This window comes from Micromonospora sp. NPDC048842 (assembly GCF_040649935.1).
In the GTDB taxonomy this organism is placed as follows: Bacteria; Actinomycetota; Actinomycetes; order Mycobacteriales; family Micromonosporaceae; genus Micromonospora; species Micromonospora hortensis.
In genome coordinates this window covers 409,986-428,432 of sequence record NZ_JBEZGK010000001.1, presented here as the reverse complement: position 1 = coordinate 428,432, position 18,447 = coordinate 409,986, and the positions used below count along the sequence as shown (strand labels likewise).

The window sequence follows — 18,447 nt, the reverse complement described above, 5'->3', positions numbered from 1 at the left end:
TCGTACCCCCGGTGGGCCGTCGGAATCCGGACGGCCCACCGGGGCGCTTATGCAAGATGATCGCCTTATCGCCGGGCTAAAGCCGGTTGGAAAAGAAGGTCACCCCAGACGAGGGCGGCAGGTTGCGGTTCATTGACCCCGACCGCGACGAGCGCGTGGACGTTGACCCTCCGCTCGTGCTCACGGACCTTTATCGTCAACGCGTCCATTCGCACGAACGGGTAGTGGGCGGCATTGAGAGGCCGGTCGCGGAACGCCTCGACCTGGACGTCCAGGTGCGCTGCCCGCGTTCGACCCGGTCGTCTACCAGCCGCGTCCCCAACCTCTCTGGGTTGAACACCTAGCGGACGCGAAGCTCGGCCACGAGGAGGTGGACCAGGCGGCGTGCGTCGTGACGGGGATCGTTGCCCGCGCCGATGCAGAGATTGCCGACGCCGCGTAGTAGCCCGTGGGAGTCCATGTGGGGGCGGATCTCATCGGCGGTCGCCGTGGTTGTACTGGCCCTGCATCCGTCGGTCACGCTCGTCCACACCTGCCGCCCGGTGTAGCGGGGGATCCTGAACCAGTCGGCGCCCCGCCATGCTTCTCCGGGTCAAGTTGGCCCTTGAGATGTCGTTGACCGGTTCGATCAACTGGCGGTGGTCCTTGACTCGGCCGGATCCATTGTGGAAGGCCGGGACCTGTGCCACGGCCACGGAACAGTAGTGCCGCGAGCGCGGGAAGGGTGGCGGCGACGGCGATCGTCGCCCACGGCCCGGCGCCGGTGACCAGCACTCCGCCCGCGGCGTAGGCCAAGGATCCAGCCAGCCCGTTCGCGGACGCCAGCCAAGCGAACGCGGTCAGCCGATGCCCGCCTGTCAGGTTCTCGCTCAGATCGGTCAGCAGGGCCGCTGCCGACGGTGTGATGAACACGCCGGCGAGGAACGCCAGCGGGTACAGGGCCGGAGCGGACCGGGCGGCGAGCAGCAGGGCGAACCCGACAGCGCTGCCGAGCAGCAGCAGCCGTACCTGCCGGCGCACCGGTGCACGCCAGGACCGCGACCCGTACCACAATCCACCCACGACACTGCCCGCCGCCCACGTCGCGAGCACTGCCCCGCTGGCGGCCGAGGAGCTGAACGTGACCGCGACCGCGATCAGCGCGACCTCCACAAGACCGATCGCGGCCATCTGGACCGCCGCCACTCCCAGCCACGGGGAAAGCCGGATCAGCATCCGGCGGTCCGCAGCCTGCTCCGGTGCGTCCGGCGACGACTCCGGCGACGGGACGCGACGCTGCTGGATCAGCAGGGTGGTGGCACCGGCAACCGGGAGCAGCGCGGTTCCGGCCAGGGCAGCCGTCGGGCTGCTCAAGGCCACGACCAGCCCGACGAGGGCAGGCCCCAGTACGAACAGCACTTCGGTGCCCACGGTGTCCAGGCCGTACGCGGCGATGCGTTCCTGCGGGTCCTCGATGGTAGTCGCGATCGTGGCTCGGAGCGTTGCGCTCAGCGGTGGGATCGCCGCACCGGCCAGCACGACACCGGCCCAGAAGTTCCACGACTGCCACGGCAGGACGATGACTAACAGGCCGGTGCTGCTCAGGATCCCGGCGATCAGTAGGACGAGGTTGCCGTAGCGTTCGGCCAGCCGGGCGATCAGCGGCCCGCTCAGGCTCGCGCAGAGTCCGTAGGTGGCGGCGGCCGCGCCCGCAATGGCGAACCCGCCGTACCGCTGGTTGGCCAGCAGCAGGATGAGCAGCGGTGACATCGTCTGGGCTAGCCGTGCGACGAGTGCGCCGATCAGGGCCGCCAGAATCTGCCGGTTCGCGACCACTCCGGCGTAGCGGCGCAGGCCCGTCGTCTCGTTACCGGTCATTCGGCAGTCTCCGTCCCTGGTGCGGTCTGCGCGAAGCCGCGCACGGCCAGCCGGACCGGGCCGCGTCCGTCGCGGCGGGTCCGGCCCGCCTTCTCCACGTGGCCGCGGGTGATTTCCTCGACCGCCTCGCCCCAGGCTCTGAGTTCGGCGGGTGTCATGAGGACGGTCCGGGTGTACACGGTGGTACTCGATGCCCAGTCGTCGCTCCCGGCCTGCGGTGACGCCAGGAAGCTTAGGAAGAGCCTGAGGTCGTGCCGGGCCGCGGCGCCGATCGCGTCCGTGCGGGCGCTGTCGGAGTCCGCGCCACCGGTCTTTCCTGGCAGGGGCATCCGTACCTCGTCGAAACGGCGTCGCCAGGGTCGCTGCCGGTTGTCTTCGGCAAGTGGAGAGCCCTGCTCCACCAGGCCCTGTTTGGCGAGCACGTGCAAGTGATACGAGCAGGACTTGGGAGAGAGATTGAGCTGCGTCGCGCATTCCGAGGCGGTCAGCCGGTCGTGGACGCGGAGCAGATCCAGGATCCGGAGCCGCGCGGGATGGGCCAGCGCGCGCAGCCCTTCGACATCTGTGACAGATGTGGAAGACATGTTCCGAATCTACCCGCAGCCCGGATCCCCGCACCTTCGTCGAGCAGGTGGTCGAATTAGATAATTCCACCAGGAACATTCCTGCCCTTCCGCCCGTCAGCGAGGCTGGACCAGGCCGTTGTCGTACGCGAAGATCACTGCCTGGATCCGGTCGCGGGCGCCGATCTTGAACAGGACTCGTCCGACGTGCTTCTTCACGGTCGACTCGGTCAGCGTGAAGCGTTCGGCGATCTCGGTGTTGGTGGCGCCCTGGCCGATCGCCTCGAGCACCTCGCGCTCCCGCTCGCTCAGCGTGCTCAGGCGGGGATTCTCGGATGCTGCCGGCGCCGGTTCCTGCAGGTAGGCGTCCATCAGCTTGCGGGTCAGGCTGGGGGCTACCACTGAGTCTCCGCTCGCGACGGCGCGAATACCGGCGATCAGTTCCTCGGGGCGCGCGTCCTTGAGTAGAAAGCCGCTCGCTCCGGCTCGAAGTCCGGCGTAGACGTATTCGTCCAGATCGAATGTGGTCAGGATCAGCACGTGGGTGCGGGAACCGGACGCGGTTATGCGGCGGGTGGCCTCGATGCCGTCCATGCCGGGCATACGCACATCCATCAGCACCACATCGGGCCGGGTCTGATCGACTTTCCGCACTGCCTCGGTGCCGGTGGCGGCCTCACCCACCACGGTGATGCCGGGGGTGCCGTCGAGCAGCATCTTGAAGCCCATTCGTTGCAACTGCTGGTCGTCGACGATCAGGACGGTGGTCATAAGGGCTCCTTGAGGACTACGTCAACGAGCCAGCCGTTCTCCACCGGGCCAGCGGTCACTATCCCGCTGTACATGGCGGCGCGTTCGCGTATGCCGAGCAGGCCGTGGCTAGGAGGGGCCGGTATGGCACGGCCGTTGTCGTGAACGCGTACCCGTACCTCTCCGCGGCAGGCAGCGAGAGTGACTGTCGCGGACGCGCTGCGCCCCGCGTGTTTGAGGGTGTTGGTGAGCGCTTCCTGGACGATGCGGTAGACCGCTAGCTGCAGCCCCTTGCCGAGGGTGTGCAGCTCGCCCGAGGTGGAGTAGGTGACTGGCAGCCCGGCTGCCCGCACACTCGGCAGCAGCCGGTCGAGATCGTCGATGCCGGGCTGCGGTCTCAACTGCGGACCAGGGTCACCCTCGCGCAGCACGCCCAGCACCCGGCGCAGCTCCGCGAGCGCCTGGCGGCCGGTCTCGCCGATCAGCCGGAGCGGTTCGGCGGTCTGCTCCTGCCGCGATCTGGCGAGGGCGGCGCTGCCGTCGGCGAGGCCGACGATCACCGACACGTGATGGCCGACGATGTCGTGCATCTCGCGGGCCACCCGGGCCCGCTCCTCAGCGACGGCCAGGCGGGCCTGCTGATCCCGTTCGATCTCGAGGCGGGCGGCCCGGTCCTCCAGGGCGATGAGGTACGCCCGGCGGGTGCGCACCGCGACGCCGGACGCGACCGCGGCCGCCTCCGTGCCGATCGCCAGGAGCAGGGTGGTGACGCGGTTCTCCGTCACCGGGTTGATCAGGTAGATCTCGGCGACCAGCAGCGCGAGGGCAATCCCGGAGGCCCAGGCCAGCGCCCGCCACGAACCGCGGGAGGCCACCCCGAACAGCATCACGAGCAGGATCACTCCGGCGCCGACGCCGACGTCCAGCAGTCCCTCGACCAACTCGATGGTCGCGGTGGCCAGGAACGCCGGGAACGGGTACCGCCGCCGCCAGTAGAGCGGTGGCAGCAGCACCAGGGTCGCGATGGTCGCCGACAGGGGTTTCTCGATGATGTTCGGGATGCTGAAGAGCACGATCGGGACGGCTACCAGGGTGTCCATCACCCACGGGTGGCACCGGTCGAACGCCCGCAGCCGTGCCTGCCGGTCCACGAGCCATCCCTGCGTGCTCATCGCCCGAGTCTCCCTTACGCGTCGGTCTTCTTGAGCCGATAGGCGGCAGCGGCGAGCGTCACGGCCACGTACCCGGCGAAGACCGCGAGACCGGCCCACGGATCCAGCGTGCCGTCCGTGGGAGCCAGTGCCATCACGGCGCTGCCCGCGTTGCTGGGCAGGTAGGGGGTGACGGCATCGTCGATCGAGTCCGGCAGCAGCGGGGCCAGAACGGGCACCACCAGCAGCGCGCCGGACAGGATCGCGATGGCGCCGGCGCTGGACCGGACGATCATGCCGAGCGCGACGCCGAGCACCGCGACCAGCCCCAGATAGAGGCCGGCGCCGAACAGGGCCCGCACGACGCCCTCGTCACCGAGGCCCAGACCGTCGACCTTCTCGTTGAGCACGGCCGACCCCACGGCGAAAGAGGCGAAGGCGCCGATGGTCATCGTCACGAAGGCGGCCGCCCCGGCCACGAGGCCCTTTGACCACAGCACCGGCAACCGGCGCGGCACCGCGGCCAAAGTCGCCCGGATCATGCCGGTGGTGTATTCGCTCGCCCCCAGCAACGCGCCGAGCACACCGACGGACAGGGCGGCCAGGACGCTGCCCGACAGGGCCAGATCGACCGAGGTCGGACCCTCACCGGAGAAGGACGCCGAGGCGATCATGCCGAAGACGATCAGGAGGAAGACGGAGATTCCGGTCGTGATCCAGGTGGAGCGCAGGGAGGAGAACTTGGTCCATTCGGCGGCGACGACGCCGCCAGGGGTGATCTTCATCGGGAGGCCTCGTATTCGACAGCGTCGCGGGTCAGGTCCATGAACGCCTCTTCGAGGGAGGCGTTCTGCGGGGTGAGTTCGAACAGCGGGATGCCGCGAGCAGCCGCGGCCAGCCCGATCACGCGGGCGGAGGTGCCGGAGACGAGCAGTTCCTCGGCGCCGGTCGAGGTGACCGTGATGCCCGGGCCGGCAATCGTCGTGCGCAGCGCGTCGGGCGCGGGAGTGACGATCCGGACGCCCTCGACTGTCACGAAGTCGGCCACTGTGGTGTCGGCCAGCAGTCTGCCCCGGCCGATGATGACCAGGTGGTCCGCGATCAGCGACACCTCGCTCATCAGGTGCGAGGACAGCATCACGGTGCGGCCCTCGGCGGCCAGGCCGGTGAGCAGGTTGCGCACCCAGAGGACACCCTCGGGGTCGAGGCCGTTGACCGGCTCGTCGAGCATCACCACGGCCGGGTCGCCGAGCAGCGCGGCGGCGATGCCGAGCCGCTGGCCCATGCCGAGGGAGAACGCACCGACCCGCTTGTGGGCGACGGCCGAGAGGCCGGCCAGGTCGAGCACCTCGTCCACGCGCGAGCGCGGGATGCCGTTCGTGCGAGCCAATGCCAGAAGGTGGCTGACCGCCGTCCGGCCGGGGTGTGCGGCCTTGGCCTCGAGTAGAACGCCGATGTCGCGCAGCGGCGCCTGCGACGACGCGTACGGCCTGCCGTTGACCAGCACGTCGCCGGAGGTCGGGGCATCGAGACCGACGATCATCCGCATGGTCGTCGACTTGCCGGCGCCGTTGGGGCCGAGGAAGCCGGTGACCTGTCCGGGCTTCGCGGTGAACGACAGGCGGTCGACGACCGTCTTCGCACCGTATCGCTTGGTTACTTCGCGTACCTGAATCATGCTCACCACGCTAGGTCCGGGCACAGCCCCCATCGTGGTACCGCGGTCGGCATTTCCGGCCCGCCATTGGTACCCAGGTTCTACTGGCCATCGCTCGCGCTGCTCGCGTTCGGTCTCGCCGTGTTCGCCGGCACCTGGCTGGCGCCTCGGCTGACCGAACGGGCCGGGAGCCGGACCGCTGTGGCCCTCGGGGCGGTACTGACTGCGGCGGGGTACATGCCGACGGCACTGGTTCACGACGCCGCAGCCACCTTCGTCGTCTGGCAGGTCCTGATCGGGGCCGGCAACGGCGTGGTGCTGGCCACGCCCTCGACGTATGTGGTTACTCGGGCGCCTGCGGACGCGGCCGGCATCAGCTCCGGCTTGTTCAACACCGCGCGGGCGGTCGGAGGCGCTTTGTCCGGTGCCACCTTCGCGGCCGTGTCATGGCGGCCCTGTCGAGCCACGTGCCCGGGGTCGCAACGCCGGTGACGGGTAAGGCCGGCTACGTGACGGTCTGGCTCGCCTGCGCCGTCTTGGCGGTCGTCGTAGCCGCTGTGGCGCTCTGTTTGCCCATGAGAAGGTCTGTTCGAACTCGAAATCCTTCGCGAGCCGGCCAAGGACCTCCACGGCGGTTTGGCAGACCGAGCACTTGAGCAACCGGCCGAGTTGCACAGTGACGAATTCCGGCTCGGTCTGCTGTCCACAGGACTCGCACCTTGGGACCAAATTGCCACCGCTGGTAGCTTCGCTGAAGCTCTCAGCAGAGGTCACCATCAAAGCCAGACTTGCGCGAGCTCCAATCATCTACATCGGCCGGCAGATGTCCGGAATGGTGCGGCCTTGAGGCGGGCGACCGGTTGCTGCCGGCGGTTTGCCCGGCGAGCCTGACCAGAGCTGAAAGTGGGCCAGGGCAGTGGGGAGAGTCGTACGTCCCGCGCGTCAACCGACGCGGAGGGGGCCCGCTCGCTCACTGGAGGCGTCCGGCGAGGTCACGTACGACCTCATCGAACACCCGGTCGGCTTCGCAGGGGCTGTGTCCCTTGATCGGTGGCGGGAAGATGTCTCCGGGCGCGGCGGTGACGTCCCGTGGGTCGCGTAGCCGTCGATCCACCGACGGCGTTCGGTCGAATGTCCCGGGTGCCGCGTCGGGTTGCTGAGGCGGCGGGAAAACACGGCCGCCGATGGGGTCGGTGTCTCGCCACAGGTTCACCCACCGCCAGTCGACCCGGTTGGCGATCTCGTGGATCACCTCGTCGCTGATGTACGCGGGAAAGAGGCGGCCGTACAGACGTCGCAGCGGCGAGCCGTGGGTCAGCAGCGCGATCCGGTCGGTGACCCGTGGCGGCAGTTGGAGCACTGTCGCGGCAAGTAGGGCGGAGCCGTGGCTGTGTCCGGTGAGCACCACAGTGTTTCCGGAGTCGACGAGGTGGGTGATGCGGCAGGTCAGTTCGGGGACGGCCCGTTCGGCGTAGCAGGGTGGCGCGAACGGGTGGGCGGCTCTGGGCCAGAAGGTGCCCAGGTCCCACAGCACGCCGACGTACCGGCGGAATCCGGGGGTGCGGTAGGCGAAGATTCCGCCGATGATCAGGCCGAGGAAGAGGGCGGCGATCAGGTAGCTGCCGGCGCCGATGGCGAAGTTGACGAAGCCGGCGGGGAGGCCGACGTAGCGCTGGATCAGTTCGCTGGGAGGCGTCGGGAGCAGGCCGAGCGTGACTGCTGCGATGCCGATTCCGGCGAGGCAGGTGTAGAGAACCGCGAGCGGTACCAGCTTCTCGGTGAACCGGGCACGGGCCATGGTTCTGCGTACCTGCCGCAGCCGTGGTGTGGCATCGGTAGGCGCGTTTGGGAAGTCACGAGCGACGATTGCCGACGCGGCCCGGATCCGTCCCGGTCGGGTCGCCAGCGATTCCACGCCAGCGACGGCCAGTGTCACCAGCACGGCCAGTGAGAAGCCGAGGATCGCCCAGATGCAGGCGTGGGGTGGGCTGCTGATCGACGCCTGTGCGGTCGGCGCCCCCCTGTTCAGGATGTCGGACACCCGGTAGACCAGTTCCGCGGAGAAGGTGAGCGCCAGATTGATCGCGGCGACGGAGGCCGCCAGGGCGCCGAGCCTGAGCGAGAACGCGACATGCGGCTGTCGATCCCGGTGCGAGAACAACGCCACCCCTAGGACAACCAGCAGTACCGCCTGACCGATGAACAGCCCGACGACGGTCAGCTCGTAGCCGGGCAGCCCGTTGCGCTCCGGCCAGGAGGCGGAGCTGGTCAGAATGTGGAGCCAGACCAGCACGGTCAGACCGAGGGCGATCGTGCGCAACACACGGACCAACCGGTCGAGCCGCCGTTCAGTGGGCGTGGTCAGGGGTGGGGTGCAGAGCAGAACCACACACATGATCAGCAAGAGTCCGGACGTTGCCGCCAGCGCGACGGTGCCGATCGACAGACCCTGTGCCGCCCGGGCACCGAGCAGGCTGAGGTCCAGCGTGGCAAACGCCGCCGCGACATGAATCGAGCGCAGTCGACCGACCAGCGGCTCATTGTCCCATCGGCCGACTGCGGTGAGTCGGTGCGTCGGAAGGGGCTGGTTGGCCGCGCGGGGAACGTGAGCCGGCAGTGCCGGGCGAGCGGTGATCCTCCACACCAGGGCGATCGCCGCTACCGGCACCAGCGCGAGCACCGCCAGACGCAGTCCGGCGGGACGCCCTCCGAGCCAGGAGAGCCAACTGCGTCCCGCCAGGCACTCCGGTGAGGACATGCATTTCCAGGCGATCACGTCCAGCGCGATCCCGACGATGCTCAGCACGTACATCCCGGTCAGGGTGAGTGCCAGCAACCGGCACAGGGCCTTGATCACCGGGTCGGAGCCGGCTGCGGCCGGACGCATCCAGATGGCGAGGTTGATCAGCATGAAGGGCAACAGGATCACCATCGACAGCGTTCGCACCGCGTTGCCGGCCGGCAGATTGTTCCAGCGGTAGGCCTCGAGCGTCACTCCGTCCGCCTCGCCGCCCTCGTGAAATTCCGGCCCGGGCCGGTAGAAGCCACCCCGGTGGTCGCCCGCCACCTGTCGCACATGTGGCCGATCCAGCAGCTCAGCCGGGCCGATGGCGGACACCCCGTGCACCCGCAGTTCCACCACACCGACATCCCCGGCGCGCCCGCCCGCCTCTCGCTGATCCATCCCGTACCGGCCCCCGGCGCGTCCGCGGCGCACACGACCCGCTCGGCTGATCCGGCGGCGCCCGCGTGGCGGAACGGCGTACCCCCCGAAGGGGGAAACAACCCTGAGCTGTCGGCGTGGCATCAAGTTCGGCGATGGTGCTGACCGACGCGACGCCGTCGCCGACCACCCGGCAACGTTGACCCACCACCGGCGCGAAGATCCACCGAGAGTCCCTGACAACCATCGAGGTGATCGGCCCTCGCTCAGCCGACGACTCGGCGGCGACGAGGTGGAGTGGCACGTCTGACGCAACCCCGGCCGCTCGGGTCGGAGATCAATTCAGACCGACCCGCCGGGGCAGCTATGCGGTGGACGGGGTGATGAGCTCATCGGCGACCCAACGCGCGACGCCAGCGGGGTAGGGCGCCGGCAGTATGAGCACGATGTGCCCGAAGCCGGCACCGATCGCCCTGCCGATGGCGTCCCGGGTGAGCCCGGGCTGGTCGTAGGGGACGGGCAGGTTGATCGAGCGGGTGATCGACGCTGGGTCGCGGCCGATTTCGGCGCAGTAGCGTTCCAGCAGGGCGCTGCGGCTGACGGCGTCGTCGATGTCTCCGCTGGCGATGTTCCAGATGTCCGCGTGCTCGGCGACCACCCGCAATGTGGCGGCGGAGCGGCCACCGATAACGATCGGCGGGTGCGGGCGCTGCACGGGCTTGGGGCTGGCGAACGCTCCGGTGAGGTCGACATACGTTCCGTGGAAGTCGAACGGCTCGTTGCCGGCCCAGAGTCGCCGGATGACAGTGAGCGCCTCGGCGAGGCTGCCAACGGCGTCGGCGGTGTCGGCGAATGGCAGGCCGTGCGCGGCGTATTCCCGCCGAGCCAGAGGGTGACCAGGCCGTGACCCGACGCCGATGCCGAAGTCGAGGCGCCCGCCGGAGACGATGTCGACGACCGTGGCGATCTTGGCGAGCATCGTGGGAGGCCGGAAGCGGTTGCTGGTCACCATCACGCCCAGTCGCAGCCGCTCGGTCTGCGCGGCGAGGGCGGAGAGCAGGGTCCAGCCTTCGTACGCCGGTCCGTCCGGGTTGCCACTGATGGGCATGAGGTGGTCGAACAGCCACGCGTGCTCGATCTCGGCAATGGCGTCCGCTTCCTGCCATACCCGCAGGATGTCGTGGTAGTCGACGTGCATCGGGGCGGTCATGAGCCCGAAGCTGGGCGAGGGCTTGCTTGGCATGGGTCCGTTCGTCCTTGCGGCGCCGAGCCCGGAAGGTCTGGCTCTGTGGCGGGTCAGCGGCAGGCGGACGCGCGGGCGCACGTCCGCCTGCCACGCGGGCACTGACGTGCCGAGTGATCAGCGGCGGCGCAGCGCCGGCTCGAGCAGAGCGGGCGGGGTGTCGTTCTTCTCATGGGCGGCGAGGTCGACGCCGGGAGCCACGATCGCGTCGATCGCGTCCAGCACGTCGGCCGAGAGCACCGTGTCCGCGGCGGCGAGCTGCGAGCGGAGGTGGTCCATCGTGCGGGGGCCGATGATCGCGCTGGTCACGCCCGGGTGCGCGGTCACGAAGCCGAGCGCGAGTTGGATGATGCTGAGGCCAGCCTCGTCGGCGACTGTGGCGAGCTGCTCGACGGCGTCGAGCTTGGCGCGGTTGGCGGGGATACTGATGTCGTAGCGCTGCTGCATGAAGCCCGAGCGGTTCGTGCTGATGTCCTGGCCGGCACGGATCGCGCCGGATAGCCAGCCCGATGCCAGCGGGCTCCAGGCGAGCACGCCCATGCCGTACTCCTGCGTCGCGGGCAGCACGTGGGTCTCGATGCCACGCTGCAGAATCGAGTAGTTCGGCTGCTCGGTCACGTAACGGCTCAGACGTCCCTCGTGGGCGGCCCACTGCGCCTGCACGATGCGGTAGGCGGGGAAGGTCGAGGAGCCGAAGTAGCGGATCTTGCCCGCGCGCTGCAGGTCCGTCAGCGCCGACAGCGTCTCGTCGTCGCTGGTCGTCGGATCCCACCGGTGCATCTGGTAGAGGTCGACGTGGTCGACACCGAGGCGGCGCAGGCTGTTCTCCAGCGCGGTGACCAGCCAGCGGCGCGACCCGCCCCGCTGGTTGCGCTCGTCGCCCATTGGCAGGGTCGCCTTGGTGGCCAGAACGACGTCGTCGCGGCGGCTGGCGATGGCCTTGCCGACCATCTCCTCGGACTGGCCGCCGCTGTAGGCGTCGGCGGTGTCGATGAGGTTGATCCCCGCGTCGACCGCCGCCTCGACGATGGCGGTGGCGTCCTCCTGGGTGGTGTTGCCGATCTTGCCGAAGTTCATCGCGCCGAGCACGAGAGCGCTGACCTGCACGCCAGTGCGACCCAAGGTGCGGTACTGCATGGCTGGTTCTCCTTCAGACGTCCGGCGGTCCACGGTTTGGTGGTAGCGCGACCGGTTCATTATGCTGAGCAAGCGGAGCATCGTTCCGGTAAACACTATACGGAACTATGTTCCGGATGCCAGGTGGAGTGACGGAGGTAACGCGACGTGGCTGACATCGACAGCGGCGTGGAGCAACCGGTCCCGCGCAAGCGGGCCGACGCCCGGCGCAACGAGAAGGCCCTGCTCGACGCTGCCGCTGCGGCGTTCGTCACCTCCGGCGTCGACGTCCCCGTGCGGGACATCGCCGTACGGGCGGGCGTCGGCGTGGGCACGATCTACCGCCATTTCCCCAGCCGGGCCGACCTCATCGTCGCCGTCTACCGGCACCAGATTGAGGCGTGCGCCGAGGCGGGGCCGGCCCTACTGGCCGAGAGCGGCACGCCGTACGCTGCCCTGGCGCAGTGGATCGACCTGTTCGTCGACTTCCTGGTCACCAAGCACGGTCTTGCCGCAGCTCTGCAGTCCGACGACGCCGCCTTCCAGACCCTGCACTCCTACTTCCTCGACCGGCTCGTCCCGGTCTGCGACCAGCTCCTCGAGGCCGCCGTCACCGCCGCCGAGATCCGCCCCGACCTGGACGCCTACGGGCTGCTGCGCGGCGTCGGCAATCTCTGCATCGGCGCGGGCAACGACCCCCGTTACGACGCACGCCGCCTGGTCGACCTCCTGGTGGCCGGGCTTCGCGTCCGCTAGTGCGGTGTCCACAACGTTCACCGGGCGTCCGGTGGTCGTTGCGGATCCTCGCCTTGTGGGCGAGCGACTCCCCAGCGCCACGTCCCGATCGCCGGTCTGCGGGCATCCCGCGATCTACCCATGTCAAGCAGCGGCTGAGGGGTTCTGAGCAAAGATCTCTCGGAGCCTGACATTTTCCTGGCCTGCGTCGTCATATTGGTGAGGGCGGCGACCGGTGGCCCGGAACGGAGTGAGAAATGAAGGTTTTCATCGCTGGTGGGCGCGGCCGTGTCGGCTCCCCCCTTGCCGACAAGCTGGAGGCCAGGGGCATCGAGGTGGTCTCGGGAGGACTTGACGACGGGATCGACGTGATCTCTGGTGAGGGGCTCGCCGAGGCCCTCGTCGGAGTCGACACCATCGTGAACGTCCTGAACACCCCCCGTTTTGATGCGGAGGGGGCCATTTCGTTCTTCGAGGAAGCGATCAACAATCTGAATGCGGAGGGCAAGCGGGCAGGTGTGCGTCATCACGTCCTGCTCTCCATCGTCGGCGTCGGACAAGGAGACGCGTCTGAGATTGGGTACTACCTCGGAAAGGTAGCGCAGGAGAAGGCCGCACGATCCGGTTCGATCCCCGCAACCATCATCCGAGCCACTCAGTTCCAGAGCTACATTCCCATCCTCATTGACCAACACACCGTGGACGGAAAGGTTTTCGCTCCCAGATCGTTCATCCAGCCCGTCGAGCTGGACGAGGTCATCGAGCTGCTCGCCGAGGCTGCCACGACTTTGGAGCCGGGAAGCGAGGTCGAGATCGCTGGACCCGACCGCTACTACCACGATGACCTTTTCCGTGCCACGCTGGCTGATCGCGAAGACGACCGCGAGGTTGTGACCGTGGACGCGGAAGGGGCAACCGATGCCATGGTTCCACGTGGCGCTCACCGGGTAGGCACTGTGAGGTACCCCATTTCAGGAATCCCCCTCGCCTGAAACCAAAATAGGAGGACGATGGAACGCTCGACTGTCGGGTGATAGTGAGGCATGCCGCGCTTGGACCGGAAAGGGTGCCCAATGTCGGACGATTCTCCTGCCGAATCCGTAGGGTTTGGAGGAGTCGAGCGCGATGAATCGCAGATTCTCGATTCCGTCGCGGCCGAGCGACGTCGTTTGATGTCGCTGGCGTTTCGCATGATGGGCACTCTGGCCGATGCTGAAGATGTTGTGCAAGAGACGTACGTCAGATGGTATCGCCTTGAGGCCGAGGAACGCGAAGCGATTGCCACGCCCGCTGCGTGGTTGATGCGAGTTGCGAGCCGTATCTCACTCGACATGCTGGGCTCCGCGCGGGCACGACGGGAGACGTACGTCGGACAATGGCTACCGGAGCCAGTCCCATCTGACCTCTTCGCGGACACAGCGAAGGAGCCAACGAGTTCCAGCCATATCGCCGCCGATCCGCTCGATCGCGTTTCCCTCGATGATTCGGTCAGTATGGCTTTGTTGACGGTCCTCGAGTCTATGACCCCGGCGGAGCGAGTGACGTTCGTACTTCATGATGTATTCGGCGTGCCGTTTGGCGAGATTGCTAGTGTTGTAGGCCGTTCACCAGGAGCCGTACGGCAATTGGCGACGTCCGCACGTCGGCACGTTCGAGGAGGAAGGCGGGCACAAGTTTCTCCTCAACAGCATGATGAAGTTGTTCGGGCATTCCGCGACGCAACGGTTGGAGGGAATATTGAAGACCTGTTGCGCGTATTGGCCCCAGATGTCGAACTGCGAGTAGATGGCGGCGGATTCGTCAATGCCGCACCTCAGGTTATTCGCGGTTCGGATCATGTGGCGCGGTGGCTCATGGGAGTGATGCGTAAGCAACCCGCTCTCCGTTTTGAGCGACGAGACACGGCTGACGGCCTCGGATACATACTTAGAAACGAGGAGCGGCGATATGGGATGGCCACCTTCGACGTCAGTGCCGAATGTGTCACGAACGTGTGGCTGATGCTTAATCCGCTGAAATTGAGGAATTGGTCACTCGACTAAGAGATTGCAGATCATTAACACGTTGTTTTGATCTTGTTGTCCTCGCCGGTCTGTGCCTGGACCCGGTCCCGAAGGGCGGCGAGGGTCGTGGGTGGGGTTGTCGCCGGTGGGATGGTGATGCCGTGTGCCGCCGGGTTGGGCAGCGGCTGGGTGTGCACGATCCGACGCCCAGCTCTGGGGCGTCACCCTGAACCGCTTCCGCTATCAGCGGCTCGGGCCCGAATCGGAGTTCCCGATCACGATGCTGGCGGGCGAGGGGGGATCGGGTCAGATCTGGGTCGATGTCCTGTGCGCCGGTCGAGACCCCGCTCGGTGTCGCCACCGAAGTGCGCGCCGCAACCGAACGGCTGCTACAACGACTCGCCGACGAAAGCGGATCCTCCCTCCGGAAACTCGACCCGAACCGCGGTCACCCACCCGCGCGCGTGAGCGCCGGCCTGGCCGCACAGGTCTTGCATGGCGACCGTACTTCTCGGCGATGTGCCGGCCCGCTGGCAGACGCTGATTGTCGGCGGGCTACAGGTTGTTGATCCGGGCCAGTAGGTCTGCCTCGGTCAGGTTTTCCAGGACCGCGTCCTGCTTACGGCCCAGGACCGCCAGCAGCTTCTCCTTCTCCAGCTTCTTGGCCGCCGCCGCCTTCGCCGCCTGGTCCTCCATGAGGCGGACGGCGATGACGTGCTTGACGACCTCCAGCTTGGCTTCCAAGGTTGCCTTGGCCGGATTGGCCTCGGTGGCCACGAACGACTCGGTGTCGACGGCCTTGAGCTCGGCGTTGACCGCCTTGGCCACATCATCGAGGCTGAAGCCGGATTTGGCGGTCAGCGGAAGCTCCCACAGCTGTTCCGTGGTCAGCAGTCCCTTGGCCGACGGATAGCGGAACTTCTCCCGTGTGGCCTTCTCAAAAATGGTCACGGTAGCCTCTCCGGAATATCTGGTTAAGGAATCAGAACTGGATGCTGATGAGGCGGCGCCGGCCGCCGGTCATGGTCACCTTGGCGACCACAGAGCTGCGGACCGTGGAGCTGAAGCCGAGGCCGGACAGCTGATCCGGAGACGGCTCGCACTTGGTGCGGTCGCCGAGAACCTCGAACACCTTGCGGTGCGGTTGCAGATCGCTGCGGAGGAACTCGTTGTAGATCCCCCGCGTCGGCTGGTCGTTGACGCACCCCTTGAGGATGAAGAAGTAGTGCCGGTTGCCGACCTCGTTGTCATCGAAGTAGTTCGGCGAGTACATGATGGTGGACACCGGTACGAACTGTTCGGTGGTGATGCCCCACAACTCCTTGCCCGCACTGCCCGGATGCACGTCCTTACCCGGCCGGAAGGCGGTGATCACCCCGTCGGCAACCGTCATCCGGCCCACCTCGACGGTCTCCTTGTGGCCGACCGCGCGCTCGTGGCTGTAATGCTCGATCTTCCCGTCGCTCTCGGTCTCGATCACGAAGCCGACCTGGGCGCTGTCCCGCTTGCGGTACTGGTTCACCTCGATCCGGTACTCACCGTCGGAGACACGGTCGGTCCAGGTGATGTTCTCCACCGGCTCGCGGGAGAGCGTCCCGCTGGCGTTCATGTCGACGTCCAGCTTGTTGCGCTTCTCCTGGTACCAGATGTGGTCGCCGTTGGGTTCGTACACGTGCAGGTCTAGGTCGTCGTGGTTGAACCAGGACAGGCTCACCCGCAGCTTGCCGGTGACGTTGCCGCCGGCCCGCTTTACCTTCTCCCTGATCGAGTCGGTGACGTTGCCGCCGTACGACCAGCCGAAATCGTTGTCCCACTTGAACAACCGCGGAGCAGCCGGGTTCCGGCCGGTGGTGAGGCTGACGAGGTGCGGCTCGTAGGTGTTGGCGACCCACAGGTCGATGGTGGCGGCACCGGGCAGGATGTCCTTCATGAAGGAGACCACGGGAACCTCCTCCGGCTTGGCGTCGCGAAGGAGCGCACCCGACGATCGGATGGTGGCCGCCTGCATGAGCAGCCCTTCGATGCCGTCCTTCATCCGCGCCTGGGTGTCGTTGTCGACCCACAGCACATTGGTGACCGACACGTCGGACAGCCGGGCGAACCGTCGCTGCAACGACTCCTCGATGCCCAGCTCGGCAATGGTCCTCATGGCGGCCTTGACCATGCCCGGAGTAATCAACGCCGTGGGGCGCTGGTAATTCTGCGGCGCCACCTTCGCCTCGAACGACCGGACCGCCTGCTCCAGGTCGACACCCGCGGAGAGACCCTGAACCAGGGTGCCGATCACCGTGTTGCGGAGCCGGGCCGCCGGGTTCATGGCGTTGGTGAAGACGAAGGCACGTTGGTCGGTCGCCTGGGTCCACCAGTTCTGCAGTGAGCGGAACTCGGTCACCGCCCGACGATGCTCCGCGCCGCGGTAGAGGGCGTTGTCGTCGACGAGGTCGACGACGGTGTCCAGAGCGTGCCGGGTCAGCTCGGCCAGGCCACGCTGGAAGACCTGCACCGCGGCGTCAAAGTTGCCCTGTGCCGCGCCGACGTCCTCGCTGCGATGCCGCTCTTCCACCCGGCCGTGCAGGTGGTGCCACACCTCGACCTGGCCGTCGCGCAACGTTCGGGTGGTCTTCGTCCCGTACTGCGCCTGGGTGGACCGGAAGATGGTGGACAACGGCAGCGAAAGAACGAACTCGTCCAGAGCGGCGGCGACGACGGAGAAGACCGGGTCGAATGCCGACACCCCGGACCAGACGGTACGGACCCGCCCGTCGTGGATCTCGACGACGTTGCCGAAGTGCTTGATGAAACCGCGGCAGGTCGAGCAGTCGTACTCGGATCGCTCACGGAACCGCAGATTGGTGCCGGCGGGAAAGGAGTCGAGAAAGGTGAGCCAGAGCGAGTCCCGGTCGAGACCGTCGCCGACGGCGTACAACTCGCCGCGGGACATCGTGGACAGACGCGAAGTCACATCCGTCGTGAACTGCTGGAAATCGCCCACCGTTCATCCCCCTTGATCGTCGGAGATGCTACGCAGCGAACGCCAATCGGAGAAGCGCGTTTACGGCTGTCCGCACGGTCACGGGCCGGCGCCGGTGGCCGGCGGTAAGTCGACCGGAGCGCGTACGGCGGTGGGGACCGGGCGCCGGCGGTCATGCACGGCGATCGTGGCCCCGGCGGCGGCGCAGCCATTACGAGACGTCCCTTGGACGAGAACCTGTCCGCGAGCGCGATCACCATGGCCGCGGTCGACGTGATCGCGACGCCCGGACACCCCAGCGGACCAGTGACCTCCCGGAGCCCTCGGTCGCACCTTGGAGGCGCCAGCTTCAAGACCACGAAGTCGATCACGATCTTCAGGGCTTCGCTCGACGTCCGCACCCCTGCGGCGGTCAGGCGGAGGCCCGGCTTCATGAGAATCCGGGCCGCCCGCCGGGCGTACGCCCGTTGACCAAGCCGCTTACTTCGGCAGGCGGACTACCGGTGAAGTCAGGCGAAGAGGTTGCCGGTGATGTCGGCGTAGAAGTCGGCGGGATCGCGGGAGAGGGAGGCCTTGACGTTGGCGGTGGGCTGGTCAGCGATGACTTCGATCTTGCCTGCCTCCAGTCCGTCGAGGGCCTGGGCGACCACCACGTGGGGCGCGAGCTTGGGGATGTCGACGCCAGCCATCATGTCCGTGTCGGCGATCGCCAGCGCCAGGGCGGTGACCAGAGTCTTCTGGTCGGCCAACTCAAGCCGGATGCCGTTCGTCAGGGACCACTCCGCGGCCTTGGAGGCGGCGTAGCCGTTGCTGCCGGGGCTGAAGGTGTACCAGCTCAGCGCCGAGATGACGTTGAGGATGGCCCCACCGGCCAGCCTGGGCGCGAAGGCGCGGGTGACGTTGAGAGTGCCCCAGAAGTTGGTGTCGAGGTCGCGGCGGATGTTCTCCGTGGAGGGGCCGAGCAGCGGGGCTTCGGTGGAGGTGCCGGCGTTGTTGATGAGGATGTCGAGGTCGCCCACCTTGCCTGCGGCGGCCTCGATAGACGCGGGATCCGTGATGTCCAGCTGAAGCGCGACGGCGCCGGGGATGTCGATGCTTTCCAGGCGACGGGCGGTCGCATAGACGGTGGCGCCCCGGGCGAGAAGGGCCTCGGCGAAGGCCTTGCCGAGGCCGCGGTTGGCTCCGGTCACGAGAGCTGTTGAGCCGTTGATTTGCATATCGCCACGCTAAAACCTCAC

The 18,447-nt window shown here is 67.5% G+C and carries 16 protein-coding genes and 2 pseudogenes; 4 read left to right on the top strand and 14 right to left on the bottom strand.

The genetic code is table 11. The features are described from left to right. Positions 1-131 precede the first annotated feature (131 nt). The 8 genes and pseudogenes from AB0C19_RS01860 to AB0C19_RS01825 form a co-directional block, all read right to left on the bottom strand. A pseudogene (locus AB0C19_RS01860) lies at positions 132-275 on the bottom strand (transposase); the annotation flags it as partial. Positions 276-340: 65 nt separating this feature from the next. Beyond that, a pseudogene (locus AB0C19_RS01855) lies at positions 341-487 on the bottom strand (TetR family transcriptional regulator); the annotation flags it as partial. A gap of 29 nt (positions 488-516) precedes the next feature. Then, entirely contained in the window at positions 517-1,857 is a 1,341-nt protein-coding gene (locus AB0C19_RS01850) for an MFS transporter (protein WP_357177927.1), read from the bottom strand. Beyond that, the gene (locus AB0C19_RS01845) at positions 1,854-2,441 is read right to left on the bottom strand and encodes a helix-turn-helix domain-containing protein (RefSeq protein WP_357177924.1); all 588 of its coding nucleotides are present in this window, start codon (positions 2,439-2,441) and stop codon (positions 1,854-1,856) included. Before AB0C19_RS01845 ends, AB0C19_RS01850 begins: the two co-directional genes overlap by 4 nt. 96 nt (positions 2,442-2,537) lie before the next feature. Beyond that, entirely contained in the window at positions 2,538-3,191 is a 654-nt protein-coding gene (locus AB0C19_RS01840; protein WP_357177921.1) for a response regulator transcription factor, read from the bottom strand. After that, a complete protein-coding gene (locus AB0C19_RS01835) occupies positions 3,188-4,342 on the bottom strand; it encodes a histidine kinase (protein WP_357177918.1) in 1,155 nt (384 codons plus the stop codon). The genes AB0C19_RS01840 and AB0C19_RS01835 overlap by 4 nt, the downstream gene beginning before the upstream one ends. Positions 4,343-4,356: 14 nt before the next feature. Beyond that, positions 4,357-5,106, bottom strand: coding sequence for an ABC transporter permease (locus AB0C19_RS01830; protein WP_357177915.1), 750 nt, complete (start codon positions 5,104-5,106; stop codon positions 4,357-4,359). Further along, positions 5,103-5,999 carry an ABC transporter ATP-binding protein gene (locus tag AB0C19_RS01825; protein ID WP_357177911.1) on the bottom strand — a complete coding sequence of 299 codons (897 nt, stop codon included), beginning with the start codon at positions 5,997-5,999 and terminating at the stop codon, positions 5,103-5,105. The genes AB0C19_RS01830 and AB0C19_RS01825 overlap by 4 nt, the downstream gene beginning before the upstream one ends. A gap of 66 nt (positions 6,000-6,065) precedes the next feature. On the opposite strand from AB0C19_RS01825, the gene AB0C19_RS01820 reads away from it, so the two are divergent. After that, positions 6,066-6,470: an MFS transporter gene (locus AB0C19_RS01820; RefSeq protein WP_357177908.1), complete on the top strand. Its 405-nt coding sequence runs from the start codon at positions 6,066-6,068 to the stop codon at positions 6,468-6,470. Positions 6,471-6,948: 478 nt separating this feature from the next. On the opposite strand, the gene AB0C19_RS01815 is transcribed toward AB0C19_RS01820, so the two are convergent. From AB0C19_RS01815 to AB0C19_RS01805, 3 genes are all read right to left on the bottom strand, one after another. Continuing rightward, positions 6,949-9,162: a hypothetical protein gene (locus AB0C19_RS01815; protein WP_357177905.1), complete on the bottom strand. Its 2,214-nt coding sequence runs from the start codon at positions 9,160-9,162 to the stop codon at positions 6,949-6,951. Positions 9,163-9,505: 343 nt separating this feature from the next. Continuing rightward, positions 9,506-10,384: an LLM class flavin-dependent oxidoreductase gene (locus AB0C19_RS01810; RefSeq protein WP_357177902.1), complete on the bottom strand. Its 879-nt coding sequence runs from the start codon at positions 10,382-10,384 to the stop codon at positions 9,506-9,508. Between the two features lie 117 nt (positions 10,385-10,501). Then, positions 10,502-11,521 (bottom strand): aldo/keto reductase, encoded by a 1,020-nt coding sequence (locus AB0C19_RS01805; protein WP_357177899.1) that lies wholly within the window; start codon positions 11,519-11,521, stop codon positions 10,502-10,504. A gap of 156 nt (positions 11,522-11,677) precedes the next feature. Here AB0C19_RS01805 and AB0C19_RS01800 point away from each other — a divergent pair, with 156 nt between their 5' ends. The 3 genes from AB0C19_RS01800 to sigJ all read left to right on the top strand — a co-directional run bounded on the left by AB0C19_RS01800 (position 11,678) and on the right by sigJ (position 14,277). Beyond that, the gene (locus AB0C19_RS01800) at positions 11,678-12,256 is read left to right on the top strand and encodes a TetR/AcrR family transcriptional regulator (protein WP_357178260.1); all 579 of its coding nucleotides are present in this window, start codon (positions 11,678-11,680) and stop codon (positions 12,254-12,256) included. 236 nt (positions 12,257-12,492) lie between these two features. Continuing rightward, positions 12,493-13,227, top strand: a complete 735-nt coding sequence (locus AB0C19_RS01795) for an NmrA family NAD(P)-binding protein (RefSeq protein WP_357177896.1) — start codon at positions 12,493-12,495, stop codon at positions 13,225-13,227. Positions 13,228-13,308: 81 nt separating this feature from the next. After that, a complete protein-coding gene (gene sigJ / locus AB0C19_RS01790) occupies positions 13,309-14,277 on the top strand; it encodes an RNA polymerase sigma factor SigJ (RefSeq protein ID WP_357177893.1) in 969 nt (322 codons plus the stop codon). A 516-nt stretch (positions 14,278-14,793) separates the two neighbouring features. Here the strand turns inward: sigJ and AB0C19_RS01785 are convergent. The 3 genes from AB0C19_RS01785 to AB0C19_RS01775 all read right to left on the bottom strand — a co-directional run bounded on the left by AB0C19_RS01785 (position 14,794) and on the right by AB0C19_RS01775 (position 18,426). Beyond that, complete coding sequence (locus tag AB0C19_RS01785; protein WP_357177890.1) at positions 14,794-15,189, bottom strand: hypothetical protein; 396 nt, start codon at positions 15,187-15,189, stop codon at positions 14,794-14,796. A 31-nt stretch (positions 15,190-15,220) separates the two neighbouring features. Beyond that, complete coding sequence (locus AB0C19_RS01780) at positions 15,221-17,230, bottom strand: hypothetical protein (protein ID WP_357177887.1); 2,010 nt, start codon at positions 17,228-17,230, stop codon at positions 15,221-15,223. A gap of 488 nt (positions 17,231-17,718) precedes the next feature. After that, the gene (locus tag AB0C19_RS01775; protein WP_357177884.1) at positions 17,719-18,426 is read right to left on the bottom strand and encodes an SDR family oxidoreductase; all 708 of its coding nucleotides are present in this window, start codon (positions 18,424-18,426) and stop codon (positions 17,719-17,721) included. Between the last annotated feature and the right edge of the window lie 21 nt (positions 18,427-18,447).